General features: G+C 51.9%; 18 protein-coding genes. 11 read left to right on the top strand and 7 right to left on the bottom strand.

Annotated features, from left to right (window positions below; all coding sequences use genetic code 11):
- The first annotated feature begins 1 nt into the window (after position 1).
- The 10 genes from BJF91_RS19490 to BJF91_RS19530 all read left to right on the top strand — a co-directional run bounded on the left by BJF91_RS19490 (position 2) and on the right by BJF91_RS19530 (position 8,244).
- Entirely contained in the window at positions 2-2,773 is a 2,772-nt protein-coding gene (locus tag BJF91_RS19490; RefSeq protein ID WP_075616208.1) for a phage tail protein, read from the top strand.
- A complete protein-coding gene (locus tag BJF91_RS19495) occupies positions 2,770-4,266 on the top strand; it encodes a hypothetical protein (RefSeq protein ID WP_075616209.1) in 1,497 nt (498 codons plus the stop codon). Before BJF91_RS19490 ends, BJF91_RS19495 begins: the two co-directional genes overlap by 4 nt.
- A gap of 47 nt (positions 4,267-4,313) precedes the next feature.
- Positions 4,314-4,505, top strand: a complete 192-nt coding sequence (locus BJF91_RS19500; RefSeq protein ID WP_139310780.1) for a hypothetical protein — start codon at positions 4,314-4,316, stop codon at positions 4,503-4,505.
- Entirely contained in the window at positions 4,489-5,556 is a 1,068-nt protein-coding gene (locus tag BJF91_RS19505; RefSeq protein WP_075616211.1) for a gp53-like domain-containing protein, read from the top strand. The genes BJF91_RS19500 and BJF91_RS19505 overlap by 17 nt, the downstream gene beginning before the upstream one ends.
- Before the next feature lies 1 nt (position 5,557).
- On the top strand, positions 5,558-6,061 hold the full coding sequence (locus tag BJF91_RS19510; RefSeq protein WP_075616212.1) for a hypothetical protein: 504 nt from the start codon (positions 5,558-5,560) through the stop codon (positions 6,059-6,061).
- A gap of 327 nt (positions 6,062-6,388) precedes the next feature.
- Positions 6,389-6,997, top strand: a complete 609-nt coding sequence (locus BJF91_RS19515) for a glycoside hydrolase family 19 protein (RefSeq protein ID WP_075616213.1) — start codon at positions 6,389-6,391, stop codon at positions 6,995-6,997.
- The gene (locus tag BJF91_RS19520; RefSeq protein WP_075616214.1) at positions 6,994-7,236 is read left to right on the top strand and encodes a hypothetical protein; all 243 of its coding nucleotides are present in this window, start codon (positions 6,994-6,996) and stop codon (positions 7,234-7,236) included. Before BJF91_RS19515 ends, BJF91_RS19520 begins: the two co-directional genes overlap by 4 nt.
- Complete coding sequence (locus BJF91_RS19525; RefSeq protein WP_075616215.1) at positions 7,233-7,670, top strand: secretion protein HylD; 438 nt, start codon at positions 7,233-7,235, stop codon at positions 7,668-7,670. The genes BJF91_RS19520 and BJF91_RS19525 overlap by 4 nt, the downstream gene beginning before the upstream one ends.
- 28 nt (positions 7,671-7,698) lie before the next feature.
- Positions 7,699-7,857 (top strand): hypothetical protein, encoded by a 159-nt coding sequence (locus BJF91_RS25065; protein WP_162843892.1) that lies wholly within the window; start codon positions 7,699-7,701, stop codon positions 7,855-7,857.
- A gap of 54 nt (positions 7,858-7,911) precedes the next feature.
- Entirely contained in the window at positions 7,912-8,244 is a 333-nt protein-coding gene (locus BJF91_RS19530) for a phage holin family protein (protein WP_075616216.1), read from the top strand.
- 28 nt (positions 8,245-8,272) lie between these two features.
- On the opposite strand, the gene BJF91_RS19535 is transcribed toward BJF91_RS19530, so the two are convergent.
- Genes BJF91_RS19535 through BJF91_RS19555 form a run of 5 tightly spaced genes read right to left on the bottom strand, consistent with a single transcriptional unit; the run spans position 8,273 to position 13,865 of the window.
- Positions 8,273-8,965, bottom strand: a complete 693-nt coding sequence (locus BJF91_RS19535; protein ID WP_075616217.1) for a glycosyltransferase family protein — start codon at positions 8,963-8,965, stop codon at positions 8,273-8,275.
- Entirely contained in the window at positions 8,962-10,461 is a 1,500-nt protein-coding gene (locus BJF91_RS19540; RefSeq protein WP_075616218.1) for a glycosyltransferase family 2 protein, read from the bottom strand. The genes BJF91_RS19535 and BJF91_RS19540 overlap by 4 nt, the downstream gene beginning before the upstream one ends.
- Before the next feature lie 27 nt (positions 10,462-10,488).
- Positions 10,489-11,109: an HAD family hydrolase gene (locus BJF91_RS19545; RefSeq protein ID WP_075616219.1), complete on the bottom strand. Its 621-nt coding sequence runs from the start codon at positions 11,107-11,109 to the stop codon at positions 10,489-10,491.
- Entirely contained in the window at positions 11,102-11,791 is a 690-nt protein-coding gene (locus BJF91_RS19550; RefSeq protein ID WP_075616220.1) for a PI-PLC domain-containing protein, read from the bottom strand. Before BJF91_RS19550 ends, BJF91_RS19545 begins: the two co-directional genes overlap by 8 nt.
- A 16-nt stretch (positions 11,792-11,807) precedes the next feature.
- Positions 11,808-13,865 carry a hypothetical protein gene (locus tag BJF91_RS19555; protein ID WP_075616221.1) on the bottom strand — a complete coding sequence of 686 codons (2,058 nt, stop codon included), beginning with the start codon at positions 13,863-13,865 and terminating at the stop codon, positions 11,808-11,810.
- A gap of 491 nt (positions 13,866-14,356) precedes the next feature.
- On the opposite strand from BJF91_RS19555, the gene BJF91_RS19560 reads away from it, so the two are divergent.
- On the top strand, positions 14,357-15,325 hold the full coding sequence (locus BJF91_RS19560; protein ID WP_139310781.1) for a hypothetical protein: 969 nt from the start codon (positions 14,357-14,359) through the stop codon (positions 15,323-15,325).
- A 104-nt stretch (positions 15,326-15,429) separates the two neighbouring features.
- Here BJF91_RS19560 and BJF91_RS19565 read toward each other — a convergent pair whose 3' ends face one another.
- Positions 15,430-17,208, bottom strand: a complete 1,779-nt coding sequence (locus tag BJF91_RS19565; RefSeq protein ID WP_075616223.1) for an HAD-IA family hydrolase — start codon at positions 17,206-17,208, stop codon at positions 15,430-15,432.
- A 63-nt stretch (positions 17,209-17,271) separates the two neighbouring features.
- On the bottom strand, positions 17,272-19,686 hold the full coding sequence (locus BJF91_RS19570; protein WP_075616224.1) for a glycosyltransferase family 2 protein: 2,415 nt from the start codon (positions 19,684-19,686) through the stop codon (positions 17,272-17,274).
- Positions 19,687-19,760: the final 74 nt, after the last annotated feature.

The raw sequence follows: 19,760 nt of genomic DNA on the forward strand, positions 1-19,760 counted from the left end.
CATGGCTATCTTTTCGGGCATCGCCGCCATTGTCAGCGGCGTGGCGTCGGCTATTGGCGCGGTCTCGTCCTTTATCGGCGGTCTCGGTGTCATTGGCTCGACGCTGTTGAAGGCCGCCGTTGGTGTCGGCTTGAACTATCTGGCGTCCGCCGTCGCTGGTAAAAACAAGGCCTCGACCGCAAGCTTTGCCGTCAATGGACAATTGCAGTCCGGTGGCACCGTGCCGCGCTCGATCATCTTTGGGATGACGGCAACGGCCGGCTCCCTTGTCTATGCTAATACCTGGGGCAATGCGGGCAAGACACCGAACGCCTATGTCACCCAGGTCATTGCCGTGGCCGATGCGCCGATCAAATCGCTGCTGGTCGCGGTCGTCAATGGTGTGGCCTGTGAGATCGATTTCGATCATCCGCATGCCGAATACGGCTGGCCGGTTCTCGATTATCGCAAAGGTACGACCGATTACCTGTGGCTAAAGTTCTATGACGGTAAGCAGACGCAAGCGGATAGCTTCCTGGTCAACCGCGTCTCGTCGGCGGCACGTCCGTACGAGAATACCCGCGTCGGGCATGGCGTTGCCTATGTCATTGCCACCTCGCGTGTGAACCAGGAACTGTTTTCCGGCTTTCCGTCCTTCAAGTTCGTGCTTGACGGCATGCGGCTTTACGATCCGTCGAAGGATAGTTCTGTCGGTGGCAATGGCAATCAGCGCTGGAGCGACGCCTCGACCTGGGGCGGCGATGGCGACCGGTTGCCTGTCGTGCAGCTCTATAACCTGATGCGCGGTATCCGCTGGAATGGCCAATGGCTTTATGGCTTGCAGACCGTCACTGATCGACGCTTGCCGTCTGGTCACTGGATTGCCCAGATCGGCAAATGTCGCACCCTGATCCAGGGCAAGGATGGCCTGGAGCCGATCTATCGTTCGGGTGCCGAGGTGCAGGTGAGTGCCGCCATCCAGGACGCGGCGCAAGCCATGCTGACAGCCTGCAATGGTCGGCTGGCAGAAATCGGCGGCACCTACAAGCCCTTCATCGGCGTGTCTGACGAACCTGTCATGACCTTCATCGATGCCGATATTCTATCGACGGAAGAGCAGAGCTTTACCCCGTTCTTCGGCCTGTCTGACACGGTCAACGGCATCTCCGCCTCTTATCCTTCGCAGGACGACGCCTGGAACATGGCGGAAGCGCCGCCGATCTATAACAGCGATTATGAGGTGGAAGACGGCAACCGGCGTCTGCTGTCGGATGTCAGCCTGGATTTTGTGCCCTATGCCGAACAGGTGCAGCGCCTGATGCAGGCGGCGCTGAAGGAAGCCCGCCGCGCTCGCCGTCACACCTTCTCGATGCCGCCGATGTTCTGGCAGTTGGAGCCGGGCGATATCATCGCATGGTCCAGCAACCGCAACGGCTATCAGGAAAAGCGGTTTCGGGTCGACGGCGTTCTCGACCAGCCGAACCTCGATGCCGTGCTGGATCTGACGGAAGTCGATCCGGCTGACTACAGCTGGAATACCGGCACAGATTATCGGTCTCCGGTGACCGGCAGTGTGTCGTCTGGTCTGGCGGCAACGCAACCGATGTACGGTTGGCAGGCGCTGCCGGCGACGATCTACGACGCCAATGGCAAGGCACGGCGGCCGTCGATCAAGGTGAGCTGCGATCCCGGTCAGGATGACGTTGCAAACGTCTGGGTGCGGGTTCGCCTGAAGGCGAGCAAGATGGTCGTGTTCGATAGCAGCGCCACGGCCTATGCCGCGCCGTTCGAATGGGTGTTGAACGGCACCTTCCTGCCGGCAACGCTCTACCAGGCGCAGGGCCGGTTCGTGCCCTATTCCAACCGCGCCACGGAATGGGGCGACTGGATCGATGTGCTGACGCCCGATGTGCGGTTTCTGGCTGGTGTGGATTTCGATCCTTACGATGGTACGATCGGTCTTTCTGGGTTGGGTGACGATCTCGCCAACTATCAGGACTGGATCGGCTCCGGCCTACGCAATGTGCAATCGACACTGGAAGAGCTGGACGCGCGCATTGCTGGTCTCGATCTCGGCAACGCATACGCCCGCCAGCAATTGCGCCAGCAGATCAGGGTGGTTGCCGATGGCGTAACGGCGGACTGGAGCCTTGCCGTTGATGTGGTCGCCTCGGCCAATGCGGCGACGGCAAGCCGGGTGGAGACACTGACAGCCAGCTTTAACAGCGTTACAGCGGGCTTTACCTCTCGGATTAATGCGCTTGCGGCAACTGATGTGGCGATCTCAAACCGTGTCGACACGCTGACCGCGTCCCTGACCGACACCAAGACTGGGCTGCAGAACACGTCCAGCGCGGTTTCTACGCTCCAGGCCAGCGTCAACACCACCAACGGCAACGTCGCGGCGGTCGCCAACGCCCTGACCTCGCTCTCGGCAGCCAGTGCCTCGGGCGATGTCGCCTCGGCAAACTTTCGCATGACGGCGATGGGCGGCCCGACTGGCTATGCTCGCATTGGTGCCGAGGCAAGGCAGGGCGGCAATGGCAACTGGCGCAGTGCGGCCTGGTATCTCGATGTCCCAAACGACGCCAGCCTGCCCAGCCGCTTTGTGGTCGAGGCCGGCCAGTTCGTGGTGGTGGCCGGCGGCAATCTCAACAACCCGTTCGTGGTCGATGGCAATGCTGTGCGCATGAATGTCGCCAATATCGGGATCGTCACGGCCGGCGAGATCCGCAGCTCGAACGGTAAAATGGCCATTTCTCTAAATTCTGGCACGATTGTGATATCGTCATGACCAAAACTTTGATCGGTCTCGATTACACCGGCACAGCCTGCATCAAGATTACCAAGGGCAGTTTCGACCCGGCGACCACCTCGGATGCCGAGATATCGAAGTTCTACTATTCGTCTAAATGGGCCGCAGACTGTAAGGTCAATGGCATCCGCACCGGGGCAAGCGGCACCACGCCACGCGGCTACTATCCCTCGGCGTCCTCCTGGACCTGGTGGAGTTCGGGCAATGGCGATGGCGGCTACCAGGACATCTATAAGAAGTCCTATTTTCCCGGCCTGCTCTATGACCTGCCGCTGTTTGACCGCAAGCGCGTTAATGCCAATGGCTTCTATACTCATATGCAGATCCTGGAGATGTATTTCGGGAGCAATGACCGCACACAGGTCTGGAAGCTTGGCGATGGCGGGACATACCTGATGGGCTGGGTGGCGGCCAACGCCACCTATAGCTTTTCCGGGTATTTTGGAGCGACCATCAAGCCCACGGAAAGCTCAATCTGGCTATCGGGCACCGACAAACTGATCGTCTGGCAACTGCCGGGCGATGAGACGGCGATCCAGAATGGCAGCCCACAGGCGACAGTCTCAGGCCAGCCGCAGATCATCATTGGTTCGACGGATCTGCGCGTCAGCAAGCCCGGCTTTGATGTGAACACGGCAAGCGGTAGTCAGCTGGCCTTCAGTTCCTCCCAGATCCCGGCCAAGGTGATTGCTGCCGCCGATATCCTGGTGCCGAACGGAACGAGCTATTTCGACTGTGGCATGCCGTTGCCGGTCGACACGATCATCGAATGCCATTTCTATGCATCTGGCCAGCCGATCTATTTTCCCTGCCATCCGAACAGGGGACCGTTTGGCGCGACCTTCCGGGCAAATGGCAACACTGTCGAATTTGCCAATCCAAACGGAGCTTGCCGGGCGCGGCTCATGGTCTTTGCCGAGGCACCGGCCAGCACGACCAGCGGCGCAAACAACGTGCTGCGTCAGTTCGATCAGAACGGCCAGCAAGTCGTGCAATTCCTGAGACCCGGGGCAGGGGCATCGCCTGGCTTTGGCGATATCGTCATCGATAGCCGCTGGCCTGCTCTTCAGATCGTCAAGGAAGGCTATCTTCCGATCACCACTGGCGGCCAGGTCAACACAATCAACTACAATGCCAGTGGCATGTTCACCTTCATCAAATGGTGCACGGTCCATGGCTCTGGCACGGTCGAAGGTGGCTCGCTTGCCATCAACACCACCAAGTTTGTGCGCCCGCCTCGGCTTGGCCAATACCGGACCTATAACGATAGCTGGAGTTCACCGGTCTTCACCGGCGACAGTAGCTATGTCCAGTACAGCGATACCGGTGCCACCTTCTACACCTTCCGGGGCAATCCGCTTTACGTCGCCTATTACAATCAAAGCGGCGGCGGGGTGCGCACCGAGACCGTCAACGACGTCTCTCCGATTATTGGTCTTCGTTACTACGTGTTCGGGGTAGCATTGCCATGAGCCCGGCCCGTCTTTCCATGTCTTCCATTCCGACCAAAAGGCTCTTCATGACCATGAACATCCATCCTGATGTCGCCTATCGCGAGCTGTCTGCCCAGGCTGAGTTTCTGAAGCAACGTAATCTGGCGCTCGCCCAAACACTGGCCGAGATCACCGCCGAGCGCGACCAACTGCAAGCCGAGCTGAAGGCTTTGACTGCCACAAATGAGCATGAGGCACCCGATGACGTTACGCAGTGATTACACGGCAGGCACAATCTCAATTGCCGCAGGGGCAACCGCCGTCACTGGCTCCGGCACGGCTTGGTCCACGGCCGGCTTTGCCGAAGGGGATCTGCTGTTTGCGGATGGATACTTCGGGATCGTCGGATCGGTCACCAGCGACACAGCGCTGACGCTGGCCCAGCCTTGGCGGGGCGGAACGCTGAATGGCATGGGCTATCGGCTGCGCTACCAGGGCGATGGCTCGCGGATCTCGGCCCAGGCCCGGCAGCTGATCGACCTTCTGGGCAACTCTGGCAATCTCGAAGCGCTTGGCGGCTTACAGGGTGTTGCGAACCGGCTCAGCTATTTCACCGGGTCGGGGCAAATGGGGCTAACGACCCTAACGTCCTTCGCGCGGTCGCTGCTCGATGATGCAGATGCAGCGACCGCGCGCGCAACGTTAGGCGCTGTTCAACAGAGCGGAGGAACTGGCCAAGGCCCCAACCTGGTCAGGCTCGGTTGGGCCAACGATGGCTCTGGATTGTTGGCACAGGTCGATGCCACGCCCATGGGCGCCCTTTGGACGAATGCTTACGTTGAGGCCGATCCTGCTGCCAGGCGAGCCAAGCTAGGAGCTCAGGCCAATCTCGGATTTACCCCAGTCCAGCAGGGTGGTGGAACAGGGCAAGGTGTCAACAAAATCTTCTTGGGCTGGGATAACACCTCGCTGCGGGGGCAAGTCGATTATGTCGACATCGGCCGGATCTGGTCGGATTTTGGATCGGGGCGACAGATGGCGGCGACTGGCTATCAACGGATACCCGGCGGTCCGTTGATCCAGTGGGGATCATCCACAAACAGCAACTACAGCGACTATTACCAGCCGCTCCCGGTTGCCTTCACATCGGCATGTTGGGCGGTGGCACCGGTAGCCGACAACATCATGCCGGCAGCGAACGCTCTTTCGATCACTGTCTCGCAGCTCACCAAGAACGGGTTTGATATCCGCTCACGGGTTCTATCGGCGGGTGGCGCGCTAACCGGCCACCTCGGCACTTTGGTTCATTGGATAGCGATAGGGGATTGATATGGCGATCTACGCGATAGTTGACAGCGATGGCTTTGCGAAAGCGTTCTATGACGAGGCTATACATGGCAGCCGGATACTCCCGATCTATGACGATGCTGGTGAGGTTGTCAGCCATCGGGATAATCCCGATTGCCTGATACCGGTCGAGGCGGTGGAAATCTCACAAGCGCAGCGAAGCGAGATGTTAAGCTTTCCCTCCTCGCGAAAGCTGATCCACGGGATTGTAATCGAATACCAGCCGCCAGCCGTCAAACCTGTGATGCCTACGCTGACGCCACGTCAGTTCTGGCTGGCTGCATCCCGCATCGATGTCAGTAAGACCGATGTGTTGGCGCTGGTCGATGCCATGGACGACAAACAGGCCGCTGCGGATCTGCGCATTGAGGTCACAGAGAGCGTGAGCTTTGAACGTTCCAACCCGGCTGTTGACGACATTGCAACGTTGCTCGGCATTTCAGGTGAGCAGTTAGATAGCCTCTGGCTTTGGGCCTCTGGGTTTTAAGCCGTGCCCTATGAAAGAGATCGTTGAAACTTAGCCGGGTGGTCCGTGAGGGGCAAATCAACATCGAACGACGGGAGGCTGGGGGGCAGCAGTCCGTCCGACAGCAGGTATCAAAAACTGTCGCACCCGTACCCATGGGGCGGGCCAGATATGAAAGATAAGTCGGCCGATTTAAACTGACATTCGTCAAGCTTCTCGCTCCTAGCGGTAACTAAGTGCTGACATTTGGTGAACGCACGGAGTGCGCAGCCACGCGTATTGACTGTGTGCGTTCCGCGTTTGTTCTCATCTAGATTAGACAATTCTACCAAAACAGGATCAATCATTATGGATCGCGCGAAATTCTTCGCGGCGGTGCGCTCGTCGTTGTTCGGCGGCGCGTTGACGCAAAATCAGGTCAATGGCATGAGTTCCATGCTCGATGCCTGGCAGGCCGGTAACATGACGGATCTGCGCTGGCTGGCCTATATGCTGGCAACGGCATTTCACGAGACGGCGCAGACCATGCAGCCTGTGCGGGAAACGCGGGCGGCGACTGATGAACAGGCGATTGCCATCCTCGACCGGTCTTTTGCAAAAGGCTCGTTGCGCTGGGTGAAGACGCCATATTGGCGGATTGGCGCGGACGGCAAAAGCTGGCTGGGACGTGGCTATGTGCAGCTTACGCACAAGAGCAATTACAGCAAGCTCGGGAATGCCATCGGTGTCGACCTGGTTGCCAATCCCACTCTGGCAATGCGTGATGATATCGCGCTGAAGGTCATGTTCACCGGCATGAGCGAGGGGCTGTTTACGGGGGCCAAGCTGGCGCATTTCTTCGTTGGGGCGAAAGCCGATTGGCTCGGAGCGCGCCTCATCATCAATGGCAAAGAACGGGCGGCCGATGTTGCCGACTATGCCAAGGCCTTCCAGGCGGTACTGCTGGGGGCAGCATGAACACAAATCTTCTGCACAATATCATCAACACGTTGATTGCCGCGATTCCGGCGCTGGCTCTGTTTGACTGGACGCCATTCTTCAGCGAGGCGGTGTCCCTGAAGATCGTCGGCTTGCTCGGCCTCGCCAAGATCCTGATCAACACCTGGCGCGATGGGCCGGTCGGTATGGTCAGGCCGCAGCCGCCCATTGATCGCGGTTTGTGTCGCGGCCAGGCCGCCGAGGGGGACTGCCAATGATCGGCCTCGCCCTGGCCGCCTGGACGGCGCTTAAGACACTCCGCGAAAAGATCGATTGGCGGGGTATTGCCCTGATTGCCGCCGTACTCATCGTCGGCTTTGCCGTGCATCGTTGGGCTTCATCATTGAAAGAGGCCGGCCGTGTCGAGATCCGCCAACAATGGGCAGAAGCGCAAAAGAAGGCAAATGCTGAGCAGCTCGCCAAGATCGCAGAGCAACAGAAGCAGATCGATGCCGCTGACGCGGCCTTGGTCACCACCATGGCCGCCCATGTGGGGCAGGTTGCCGGACTGGAAGCAGCGCTGGACGATGAAAGGAAAACGACGAATGCGAAACCGAGTGCTGCTGCTGGGGCTGCTTGCCCTGATGCCGGCGTTGCTATCCCTGAGCGGGTGCGAAACGCTCTCAACGCCATCGGCGCAACCGACCGCTGAGCGCAAAGCGACCGTCTCGGCCGGCATCATGGCCAGTTGCACCGGGCCGGTCTTCATCCCGGTCGGCGCGGATCGCGAAAAGGAATACCGGCTTTGGGGCCAGGACAGAAAGGCCTTAGTCGATTGTGGCGCCCTCAATGCCGCCAAGGCAAACACCATCAATGCACTTCAAGGCGACGGGACGTGACCGAGGACAAAGCGGCTGCGGTTTTGCGGACGGATAACAGAAGGAAGGAAGGGGATGTCTGAGAAGATTTCAACATTGGCAGAAGTTCTGACCGCCTGGTTCGGTGGCGCGGGCACGACCATCATCGGGGCCATCCTAGGGCGGGCCATGTGGCATGGCCAAGAAGTTCGACGCGCCCGCCGCCGGCCGCTCGGTCCGGAGTTGTTGTGGGAGTTGCCAATCGCAATCGGTATGGCAATGGTCGGCGAGGGGCTAGCTGGGTGGTTAAACGTCGGTCAGCCCGTGTCGACAGGGCTTATCGCGGCGCTCGCATATATGGGACCGCGTGGCGCAGAGGTCCTTTTTATCAAGTGGTGGATAGGAGCACGCGGAGCTAACAGCAAATAGACAGATGAAGTACCTCCTAGGTCTCCGCCTATAATTTAATGTCTCGCACGTTACTCACATTTAGCGCTTCGACAGAAAGCCCTTGGGACAACACGCCGTTAAAAACGGGGCAAATAAAATGCAGATCGCGAAATGTGAACCGATCTCCCAGGTCAAAAACCGCCGCGAGTGCCTTCAGATAAATCGAAACGGACTTGTAGAAATAAACGCCTGCTGAAGCCTCCGTAGAAATAACCTTCTTTTCTGCGGCCTCAATCACACGATTTTGTGCGTCCCTACGTATATATGAATATACTGGGTTATCGGAACGGAATGTAAGCGCCAAAGCGCCGACATCCTCCCTAGCTATGTAATCCATCGGATTACAATCCACTTCGAATAATATATCAGCAAGATCAAAGCAGATCGGCTCATTCACATTTTCTAGAAGCGCACACCCTCCTAAAACTGAAAAAGCCGCTCCTTTTGTATAGTGAGATAAAAAGACGCATCTAGATGATGGATACCAAGCCATTAATTTTTCTTGGTAAAAGCGACGACTTTGGACATCGTCGCGAAGCACAAATATGAGGTCTGCCTGAGTGATCAAGCCAGATATCCACCAATGACGACTTTCCACCGCGCGTCTGAGAAGAGGTAAGTCATCAATAATCATTTCAGATTTAACCGAGCCATCGGAATTGGCAAAGCCGGGACCGGCTAAAGGAATGATTGACTTCATTGAAGCGGCTCATCCTTTGAATTTGGCATACCCTTTAGGGCAAAAAATGCCCTCATGTCCTCTGGTGTTCCGAGGCCGTGCATAGCTTCTCTCTCTACCTCGTAAATTCCGATACGGGCGCCCTCGTCGATCATGTAATTATATGCCGGGCAAGTATAGAATTCATTATTAATTCTATCATTGTTCGCAATCATGTCTATGGTCGCCTTAACTAAGGCGTCTGCTCGCCTAAACAGGTAAACTCCCACCGTTGCATACTCAGAGATAGCTTTCTTCTCTGCGACTTCTTCAACGAGGCCTTGGTTATTTATCTTGGCAAAAGACCACTTTGGGTTCAATTCGGCATCTTTAAATACCAAAATAGAGCCATCGAGGTCCCTATTGATGCAGTCGTCAACAAAATCATCAACCGAAAAATCGATCAATTGATCAGAGTTTGCAACTATCACCATGTCAGAATCATTAAAATGCTTCCTCGCCAACATGACGGTGCACAGCGTTCCTTCCGTGAGTTTTTCGACAGATTGAACGCTTGCAATCCTACCGATCCGGTCAACGATGGACGTATTTTTTTCAATGTGTTCAGCACGAAGAAGCGTAACGACCTTACTGTTGCGAGGGCGCACATTTTCTAACACACGCTCGATCATTGGCTTGCCGTCGACGTCAATAAATGGCTTCGGCTTAAGCCAGCCTTCCTTAGCAAACCGGCTTCCTTCGCCTGCGCCTGGAACTACGAGGACTACCTCTTGCTTTTCGCCGGAGCGACCATAAAACTTCTCGACGTATTCTTTGTATTTTTCCGGCGTATAGAAGCTATGATAGTGTTTCGCTGGAATAGAGAAATTAGAAACTGAGCCTCCACCAATGATTATCTGGTTTAGCGTAGAGGAAATAAAATATTTCCCGTCGTGCCTATCTTCGCATCGAATTGAGCTCATAGCGGATTCAATGAATAGCTGGGCTGTCTCATAGTAATACAGGCCCGCGATCGCATTTTCGCTTATGACTCTTTTTTCGGCGGATTGAGAAACGAAACCTTCGTCATCAAGACGGACATAAGACCAGCGTGGGTGTACGGACGGAAACGTTACTACTCCAGCTACCGCGCCCTTACTTTTCACCTCTTCAAATAGGTCGGCGATTGGCGAGGTAATTACCTGATCGCCATTAGCTATTAAAATGGGTTCTTCTAAGTCCAAGTGGTCTACCGCTAAAAGGCATGTGCAAAGCGCCCCATCTGTCTCGCTGCTGACCGGAATTACAGTAACGTCTTCTCCAGCCCGAAGCTGAAGTACAGTGTCAATCGAAAACCTGTCTATGTCTTCCTGACGAACTAAGAACACAAATTTCGCATCGCCAAACTCTGAGCGAAGAGCGTTAATCGAGTGTTCAATCATGGTCTTCCCGCCAAGGTCGACTAGCGGCTTAGGGAAGTAAAATTCGGCCTGATCAAAGAAAGGCGACGTGGCTGCGATAGGGATTAAAATCTGCATTTTGTTTTCCATCTTCTTGGGCCTCTATCACACAGCCAAAGCTACAATTCTTTGCTTTATGGCTTCGTAATAAACGTCTGACACTTCTGCCACAGCCATCACATGAGCCCCGGAGGCCCTAGCAGCAGCTAAGCCATGCTCATTGTCTTCGACTATCATCACCTCATGAGGCGCCAAACCCATTCGCTCTATGGCTTTGACATAAATTTCTGGGTCTGGCTTCGCGTGCTTTACGTCTTCGTTCGAGAGGAAGAAGTCTAGATAGATATCCAACTTGGATAGCCGCATCATCAAATCGACTGAAGCTCGAATCGAATTAGAGCAAACAGCAAGTTTAAATCCTTCGGCCTTTAGACGAGATAGAGCTCGTTGATGCAGAAAATTCGGCTTACATTTTGAGTAAGCTATTTCGGCAGTAAAATCCTGTTTCAACGAGTTTATGAATGGATGGAGTCTCTTAGGAAGTTTCCGCGTTTTACTGAGAATTTCGAGCTTACGTTTTGTTGGCAGCCCGTCGTAAGTGCTAAGGTGCGCGTCTCTTTCAATAGGCATACCGAATAGTGAAAGTGCGCGGTTCAAAGCGTCGTAATGCCAATCTTTTGCATCAATCAACACGCCATCCATATCGAACAAAACGGCCTTAATCATCGTTGTCTCCAAAATACTCTAAAGCCTCGGAAGGGAAGTCGGTGCACAGCATCAATCGGCCATTTTCATTGAGATTAAACGACGATGCCCAGTCGGACCAAGCGTCAATGTGGTTCTTTTTGTGAAGTTCAGGAGAGACTATCGCAGCGAAACGTCGCTCTTTGGCTACCGAATTAATGAGGCTGCTCGTCGCGTACGGTTCATCAAAGCTATCGACCCAAACTCCCGCGCACCGCTCAACGCAGCAGGCGACAGGCTCGATATCGCTCATCCGGGTGAACACATTAACTCTTGAATTCATGTAGTGCCGCATGTCCGGCACTGACATATCAAATACGAAAGCATTTTTTATGGCGAACTTTTCCAGATGATCCGTGATCCACCCGGAAAGTCCATCCGACTTGATGTTTAGTGCAAGCCAGCCGTCTGTGCCGATCGATTTATAAATTTCGAGAAAAGCCGAGAAACTAATGTGTTTCTCGCTTGATCGAGCAGGATCGTGCGAAATAACTAATTCTCCGTCTAAATCCCGCACATCCGTTTCAATCCCGAATCCGTTCGTCAAAGCGCGGATGAAGGCAGACAAACTGTTTTTCTCGGTCGGTTCAATCCAAAAGCCTCTGTGCGCGATAATCCGCGCCCGAAGTGACGTTTCATCAGACGGATAGCTTATAGAAGACATGATACCTCTCTGAATTTCACACAAATGCGCGCAGGTGGTCCAAGGACTTGTTGCCCGAACTGATATCGCGGAGTAGATACGGCTGCACCTGTTCCATAGTCAGGCGGCCTCTGTATATCTCATGACGAGTTTCCTCCCAAGGAAGTCTGATCAATTGGGTATCCTGCTCGAAAAGGATCGTCTCCAAAAATTGGTGTGCGTGGCAGCGGCTGATATAGGATTCCATAGAGGCGTCGTCGACCACTTTTAGGAAGAGTTGCTGTCCCGCCGTAATTCGACCGAACGCTTGTCTATCGCAGAGCATAATTCTATCTCCAAGCCCTTCAATGAAATTTGCGTGAGGGTCGTGATCTCCCATTAGAAAGTTTGGCCGAGTGGACTCGGCTAGCTTCAACAGGTTTGATAGCAACGACGCGCCGCTAAAGACCAAGTCTGATCGGAGGAGAAGATACCTTGTGATAGGAAGCGCTTTCTCACTTTCTGTCTTGTCGGCCAATGCACGAAGTGCGGCTATACGGTTCCACATTCGAGCCTGGTTGACCAAGTGGGAATTGCCTCCAAATCTATCAGCAACCCGTTGGCCAATTGATGACATAAATTCAACGTCAGTCCAAATATCGGTCATAAACTCTGGAAGGAGATTATCTCTTAGGTAGTCGACAGTCACGTCGCTCTCTGACGCTGCTAGGCCGGCACAGAAGCTGACTAAATTTGGTAGGTAGCGCTTGACGTCTCCCACAGATTTGCAGTTTAGCTGCATTACGCCGTCATGTAGCTCGAATGGGAGGTGTTGCAGAAGAAAATGGACAGAGTCAGTATCAAAAAGTCCTCGAGACCCACCTCGGTCCCAGGTGGCGATGCCATAAGAAAAAGTCATTCCTTCTTCACGAAGCGGTTCAATGTCCGTCGCTAATTTATCCATAAGCGTTGGGAAAACGTGGTTGGAGAAGCGGCATTGGCCGAACATACCAATGAAGACGTGTTCCTTCGGCGCGCGCTGAACTTCGAACAAAGTCCGCCCTTTCGGAAGCAGGTTTAAATGATGGAACTCATTTTCTCCGGCGCCCTTCAAGGACAGTATACGAGCGCTTAGCTCTTTATGTTGCACGCCTGCGTTTGGATGGCGCCAGTTGAACTCAGCGAGGTCTACTCCGAGCAGGTCCTGACCCAAGGCAATAGCGATGGTACGCCACCTGGCCATTCCATCCAGTTCCGATAGCTTGAAAAGTTGTTTTACGAAATCGGCATTATTGACGAACTTAGAATCGAGCATGACCTTCGCGTATGCGTCGGCGGCTTCTGTAATTTTAAATGCAACTAGCAATCGAAACAGAACTACATTTCTTTCATCGGCCGGAAGTTGCCGCCTGAATTCGATTGCAATATCAGCTATCAGTGCGGTTGGTATTTTGACGTCAGCGGCAGGGTAAAGGATACCAGAAACAAGCGCGAATTCGAAAGCTGGAAAGGCCTCAATAGATCTAAGATACGTCACATATCTATTAATTTCGAGATCGCGGGCCATCTCGCGAAAATGTTCTTCGTTCGCTGCACTTTCTAGATGTTTTAACAGATCAGCGATTGAGCCGCTGAGATTGAATACAAGTTGCTGCCTAAAAGCGGAAAAGGACGGAATGCCACGGACGCTTTCGATAGGAACCCGCTGTAGAAATCCGGCGGTCCGTTGCAAATCTCCAGCGAGGAAAGCTCCCCCTGCAAGGAACAGCGAAATGTGAGGATTATCTTGATATTCGGACGGTATTGTTTTCTCAAATTCTAAGAAATATTTGAAGTCTTTAATGATATTAACGCAGATGACAAGTATTTCGATACAAAGGAAAGTCTCGGTGCGCTTTCTCCAGATCGTATCCATCATCTTCAAGGCGGTTGTGTAGTTCCCTTGATCTCTGACACGGACCGCTGCCGCAACTAACTCACGTATCAAGTCCGTGATCTCCGACGCCGGACGTTCTTTCCGATCTATGATCTGCAATAAATAATCTGATGCCTCGACATATTGTTGAGCGTCTATGAATTTTCTAATTTTCAACATGTCGTTAGCAATCAAACCCACGGTTTCCTCCGCCAATGAAATCAAATTGATCGGGCGCTTTCGCCTGTTATCTAATTGAAGGACCTAGATAAGTAAACATAGCGGTAAGGGGCATTTTATGGATTTGCAATTTATCGTCTTTCCAAGCGCTGGATCGCAATCACAACAAAGCAAGCGCCATTTGGGATCGCTGGAACCTCTGCCTAAACAGTCGCCATGGCAAAAAAAAGATATGTCATTCGTGCCCGAGGGCGGACTAAAGGTGACGCTTCTTCCCGTTTTCAGAGCCGTTCAACCTAGGGGGTGGTCTTGCAACGTAAAATAAATTGTTGGCAACGGCACAGGTATTCCGTTTCACTATCCAATTGATTGTTGGGTGTTTAGTGCATCAGTTGTACAACGGACGATGAAGAAATTTTTTGAAGTGAGGGGGTTTTAAAATGTCAATTAGTACGGGTTACAGAGTTGGGAACTGGGGAGTTCAATGCTGCATAGACACTACGGAACAGGCTTTGGAATGGCCGATCGTTGAATTTCAAGGGTGGACAGCATTTCATGGTGGGCAAGAGGAGACTGAGATCTACTTAAATGGGGCAAAAGCCGGAGCTGTGAGCTTTAGTGCCAGACCGGACGTCGAGGCGGCTATGGGCGCTGGATGGGTAGCAGTCGGCTGGAGCACAGCTTTTGACATCGAACAAAGTGCACGTGATAACGGGCAGGCACTGGTTCTGGAGGTGCGTGTTCGACAGCAAGTCATTGCTCGAAAATGCTTCCGGTACAAAGGACGCTTCGATGTCACGCCATCGCCACTTAAGATCGTCCTTCATATGCCAAAAACGGGCGGAACCAGCCTGCGTATGGCACTTGAAGAGCACCGACAGTCCCTCTTCTTGTTGCCGCTTTACAACGGCGACTTCACTAAAATAAATGGGCTGTCATCATCCTCTATTGATAAGGTTGATGTGGTCTTCGGGCATACAAGCTATGGCCTTCACGAGCACATTGCGCGTGCTGTGTCATATATGACTGTATTGCGTAACCCGTACGACTTTGTCTCGTCACTCTACTTTTTTGCTAAGTACATTCAGCAGGATGCCGAGATGCTGACCGCCTCAAGCATCACAGAGGCGTTGGAAAAAGTGAGACGTCCCGAGTTCGACAACTACTACACAAGAGCGATCGCAGGACTAGCTGCAGAGTTGCCCGTTACGGATGAACATCTCGAGAAGGCTATTTCCAATATCGACTCACATTTCTCTTTCGTCGGACTGGCTGAACGTCCTCGGGAAAGCTTGAAGAGGTTCAGCTGCATTTTTGGGCTGCCGCTTTCGTACATGAAGGAAAATGTAACCCCAGATATTGTCGAGCGAGAGTTTGTTGACCCAATGCAAGCCAATCAAGCAATCCGTGAGCATGTTCGACTTGATCTCAAGCTCTATCAGTACGTTGTAAAAAAATTCTGGAATATGGAGATCGGATAGCTCTTGTTTCCAGAAGGGATTGCTGAGTTAGCCATTAAGTTACAGATCAGTGCGGCGTTCGGGATCCGGGCGCCGCACTGCCGTAATAAGTACCAAACACCTGATCAACCGCCTTTGGTAGCAAGTAAGTCAAAGTTCTTGGAACTCCCCCACGCATCAAAATTCTTCACATTCCGAAATTTAGATAATTCTTCCGTAGATGCGGTAGATAAGTACGTGACGAAAGGTTGAACCGCTTCCATAGGCGGGATTTCCAAACCTACCTTGAGATGGACGTCTCGGTATCTTTCGTTAAACAATCTCATACCGCGCATTAACGATGGACTGGCCGTATTTTTTACCTCGGTTAGCGATCTACCCGTATCTAGTACAAAGCCAATGTCTTTTTGCGCAGGATCGTAGGAATAGCCGATCACCGACGCATGAGGCGCTGTGAACATTAGTTCAGCTATAACACGATTTTCATATATTGCCGCTATTTCGCCCTCAGAAAGAGTCTCGCTGTTCAGCAAGCTTTTCATATTGAGCTCTTGGCTGCGCTTTATACGTTCAGGTGTATCTACAAGACATAAAAAATATCCGGTCAACTCAACGTCAAACATGCCGGAAAGAGCACGTGAAAGTGCTTCCAGCGTAGTTCCTGACCAACCGACATCGACCAAGCCAACTTTCATGCCTTGTTTAACACCAAGACTAAGAAGGTAATTAAATAAGGCCTTCCTGTTTTCTGCTGCTCTTTTAATGATAGTCCACTTATATGACACCAGAAAATCAAGAAGCGTGCCGAAATTTTCTTCCGTTATTGGTATATCATCGCCAAGGCCGATGTCTTTAAGCAGTCCCTGTGATGGGCACTCAACGTCGATGCGCTCCAATATTTCATGCGTGCTCAAACCGAAGCATCCGGACACCAGAAATGGCAGAAAGTCTATAAAGTTCTCAACCGTTATCGCGCTCATGTTGAACGCGGTTCTAGACCCTTTGAAATAATTCGATTGTATGGAATGTTTTTCAAATATCCCCTTGCCCACTTCATTTAATATGAAGCCGTCACGTGAGATGAACAGAAGGTTGTCAATTTCGTCTTTCTTCGCTTCGGTCTCTAGAAACGCTGAAAACGCAGATAATGCAGGGCCGCCGTAATTGAAACCCACCTCTTCGTATTCATCCGAAAAATCTGGCTTTGTCGTTCTGTAAAGAGAATACGCTAGAGATTCAGAGAACATGGCTGGTGTCTTCGGTTCGTGGCGCGATTCAACATAATGGAATGTGTTGAACGATTTCTCTCTCGCCCGTTCAACATCGGAACGTAAACTGTCACCGACATGAAGCATCCGGGTTGGTTCGACCCCCAAGGAGAGTGCCGCCAAAGAGAAAATTTCTCCACTATCACGTTTGGTCGCGTTCAACTCAGCGGAAACGAAAACCTCGTCAAATTCCAAGTTATGACGTGCAAGCACCCTTTCAAAGAAGCTTTTCGGGAGATACATGTCTGAGATAATTGCTACTTTCTTTTTCTCCCGGCAATATTTGTAGAACTCGACGATTTCTTCATTGGGCTGCAGAAGAATTTCTTCCAACTCAATTTCGAAATCTCTTACCTTCTGCTTAGTAAGCGTAGGTAGATCGAAACAATCGTAAATATCCGTGAACAAAATTTCCTTTCGGTTTTCAGCGTGCATTTTTGCGAAGCCTAACCTCTGAGCGTTCTGACGTGCTTCGCGAAAGTTTTTTATTTGGAATTTACGGCCAATTCCATCAAATATGTCTTCAGGATCTCGAAGAGGCCTGACAAATAGGGTGTCGAAAAAGTCGAACGTAACAGCGTCGATAGAATCTTGTAATTTGCTGTACTCCGAAAAAATATCGAACTGATCGTTCAAAACTGTGTTCTCCTGCTTTTACAACTACTCGAACTTCCGAGTGAGATCCCTATTCATGTCGAGCTAAAACGGCCTCCATTTCGTTGATAAATCAAACTGAATATCCAAGGGATGCATGTTGACGTTGTAGTAGGGGTCATGCTGGAAAAAATCAGGATGTTTGGTGTAAAGATTGTGTTTCTCCTGCTTTAGCCTTTCAAATTTCTCTGAATTTTCGTGATCAATACCACGGGATACAGATTCATGGTGGATAAGCTGAACGAAAGGAAGATTGACATTGTGCCAGCCGGCCTTCTTTAGCCGGAAGCACAGGTCTATATCGTTATAGGCGACCGGAAACTCTTCGTCGAACCCGCCGATCTTCCAAAATTTCCTTTTCTCGACGGCCATCAACGCACCGGTGACTGCGAGCCAGTTGTAAGGCAACACGGACCGACCAAAATATCCTGTAAAATTGGGGGCTTGCCTTGAGAAGGCATGGCACGGGCCGGGTTCCAGATTCAATATCCCGTTATGCTGAATGGAGTTTTCTTCGCCGTAGAGAAGTTTGGCTCCCACAGCGCCGGTATGCTCAAGCTGCGCTTGTCCCGCCAAGGCGCCCAACCAACCGCCCTCCAAAATCTCAGTGTCATCATTCAAGAAGACATAAACATCACCAGACGCCTTATGCGCTCCAAAATTACATAATTCCGAGAAATTAAAGGGTTTATCCAAAGTCAATAAATTAATTGACGGATTTTTATCGGCTTCTTTTAGATATTTTATCGTCTCTGAATCTGTCGATCCGTTATCTACGACGTTTATTTCATAATTTTTGTATTCTGTTTGGCGAAGGATGCTTGAGATGCACTTTGAAAGATAAGGGAAATTATTCTTCGAGGGAATGACAATTGAAATGAGTGTATTCGGTTTGGGTAGGTAGACTGGTGCATAGTGATTTGGCAGTTCGTCAATGTGCTTCATCGAACCTGCATGACCTCGCCGGCTAAGCGCATGGTCTCTGGCGAGTCTACCGTGCTCGACAGCTTTAGGTTTGGCATTTAGATCAGCTGCTATTGAATTGGGAATTATTCTCCAATGGTAGAGCACCTTGGCGATGTGCTCAATTCTTGAAGCTTTTTCGGTCACCTTTAGGATGAAATCCCAGTCTTGTGCTCCATCCAATTCGGGAACAAGTGGGCCGGCTTCAATTGCCAGAGAACGTTTTACGCATGACACGTGACAGGTGTACATCGTTGACATAAGGGTGTCTGGAGACCAGTCCGGCTTAAAGAATGGCTGCACAAAATTCCCATATTCGTCGAGTTTGTCCTCGTCTGAGTAAACAAAATCCGCCTTTGTTGCGTGAATTCGCCGGGCTAGCTCATACAGGCAATCAACGGTCAACTCGTCGTCGTGATCGAGAAAAACGATGTATTCGCCGGTGGCTGCTGCTATGCCAATATTGGTCGCTCCAGCAATCCCCGTGTTCGTCGCAGTGTTGATCACTTTTATGCGGGGGTCCTGCCGACTAATTCGCGTAAGATCAGAGGTGACGCGCGCTTCCGTGCTACAATCGTTTACGAAAATGACTTCCCAGTTGTCGTACCACTGAAGTTTGACACTCTCGTACGCCTTATCTAACAGGCCGGGCGGTGTGTTGTAGACTGGCACGATAACGCTGAACTTTACGTGAGCAGCGTGTTCACGGATGAATTCTTGGGCGGACTGAAGCGGTCGCAGCGGAATATATGTGTACGGCGTCCGTTCAGTGGAGATCGAGTAGGAGTTTTTGTCTGGGCTGAAACCTATGTAAGTGCCCGGGCGTTCGTTTACCGGCGGGCGCCAAGATTGGCCCTCGGCGATACCGTAACGGACATAATGCTGAATTGCGGTGAGGTTTGCGGCTGCTATGTCCGGCCGAAGCTTTTGATACCATTCAGCATTAAAGAAGCGGTTGGGCATGCGGCCTTCGTCCACACCGTGCCGCAAGAAATGTAGAAGAGGATCAATTCCTAGGCGCCTGACGTCAGGGTTATTTTCGCGATACCAACCTGTATCAAAAAAGGGATGAGGGCTTCGCGCTTCTCGATGGCCGTTCTTTATGTAGTGGGTAAGGGGAGATATACCCTTCTGTTTAACATCTGGATATGCTTCGAGATAAAAATCGGTGGAGAATAGAACGTTCGGGTTGCGCCCCTCCTTTTCACCGTATTTCTTGAAATGGAACCACGGGTTGATCCCGGCTAGTCCGACATCCGGATAGGTATCAGCGTACCAGACTTTGTCAAAGAGCTTAGGGGCAGGACCGAATCGCAGCGCGTCGATGCAGAAAAGGATCGGCTTGGCTATGCGAAAAAATATATTTTGGTTAAGTCTTTTCCTCAGAATGCTAATATTACTTTGAATTTCATTCACTTTTGCGTTTAATTTGTTTATTTCTGATTTTGCGTTCTCTAATTCTGCAAGAATAGTTTCAATATTTTCTGATTTCTTCATAGGAATTCCGATTTTCTTGTCTTTCTTGCAGTGGACGCAAATGAGAAATTCCAATCGAGCACCGCAGCTTGAGA

This window comes from Gillisella taibaishanensis (genome assembly GCF_001938985.1).
In the GTDB taxonomy this organism is placed as follows: Bacteria; Pseudomonadota; Alphaproteobacteria; order Rhizobiales; family Rhizobiaceae; genus Allorhizobium; species Allorhizobium taibaishanense.

Coding starts and splice junctions, on each gene's coding strand:
- BJF91_RS19490 (WP_075616208.1), top strand. CDS start 2: ATGGCTATCTTTTCGGGCATCGCCGCCATTGTCAGCGGCGTGGCGTCG.
- BJF91_RS19495 (WP_075616209.1), top strand. CDS start 2,770: ATGACCAAAACTTTGATCGGTCTCGATTACACCGGCACAGCCTGCATC.
- BJF91_RS19500 (WP_139310780.1), top strand. CDS start 4,314: ATGACCATGAACATCCATCCTGATGTCGCCTATCGCGAGCTGTCTGCC.
- BJF91_RS19505 (WP_075616211.1), top strand. CDS start 4,489: ATGACGTTACGCAGTGATTACACGGCAGGCACAATCTCAATTGCCGCA.
- BJF91_RS19510 (WP_075616212.1), top strand. CDS start 5,558: ATGGCGATCTACGCGATAGTTGACAGCGATGGCTTTGCGAAAGCGTTC.
- BJF91_RS19515 (WP_075616213.1), top strand. CDS start 6,389: ATGGATCGCGCGAAATTCTTCGCGGCGGTGCGCTCGTCGTTGTTCGGC.
- BJF91_RS19520 (WP_075616214.1), top strand. CDS start 6,994: ATGAACACAAATCTTCTGCACAATATCATCAACACGTTGATTGCCGCG.
- BJF91_RS19525 (WP_075616215.1), top strand. CDS start 7,233: ATGATCGGCCTCGCCCTGGCCGCCTGGACGGCGCTTAAGACACTCCGC.
- BJF91_RS25065 (WP_162843892.1), top strand. CDS start 7,699: ATGGCCAGTTGCACCGGGCCGGTCTTCATCCCGGTCGGCGCGGATCGC.
- BJF91_RS19530 (WP_075616216.1), top strand. CDS start 7,912: ATGTCTGAGAAGATTTCAACATTGGCAGAAGTTCTGACCGCCTGGTTC.
- BJF91_RS19535 (WP_075616217.1), bottom strand. CDS start 8,965: ATGAAGTCAATCATTCCTTTAGCCGGTCCCGGCTTTGCCAATTCCGAT.
- BJF91_RS19540 (WP_075616218.1), bottom strand. CDS start 10,461: ATGCAGATTTTAATCCCTATCGCAGCCACGTCGCCTTTCTTTGATCAG.
- BJF91_RS19545 (WP_075616219.1), bottom strand. CDS start 11,109: ATGATTAAGGCCGTTTTGTTCGATATGGATGGCGTGTTGATTGATGCA.
- BJF91_RS19550 (WP_075616220.1), bottom strand. CDS start 11,791: ATGTCTTCTATAAGCTATCCGTCTGATGAAACGTCACTTCGGGCGCGG.
- BJF91_RS19570 (WP_075616224.1), bottom strand. CDS start 19,686: ATGAAGAAATCAGAAAATATTGAAACTATTCTTGCAGAATTAGAGAAC.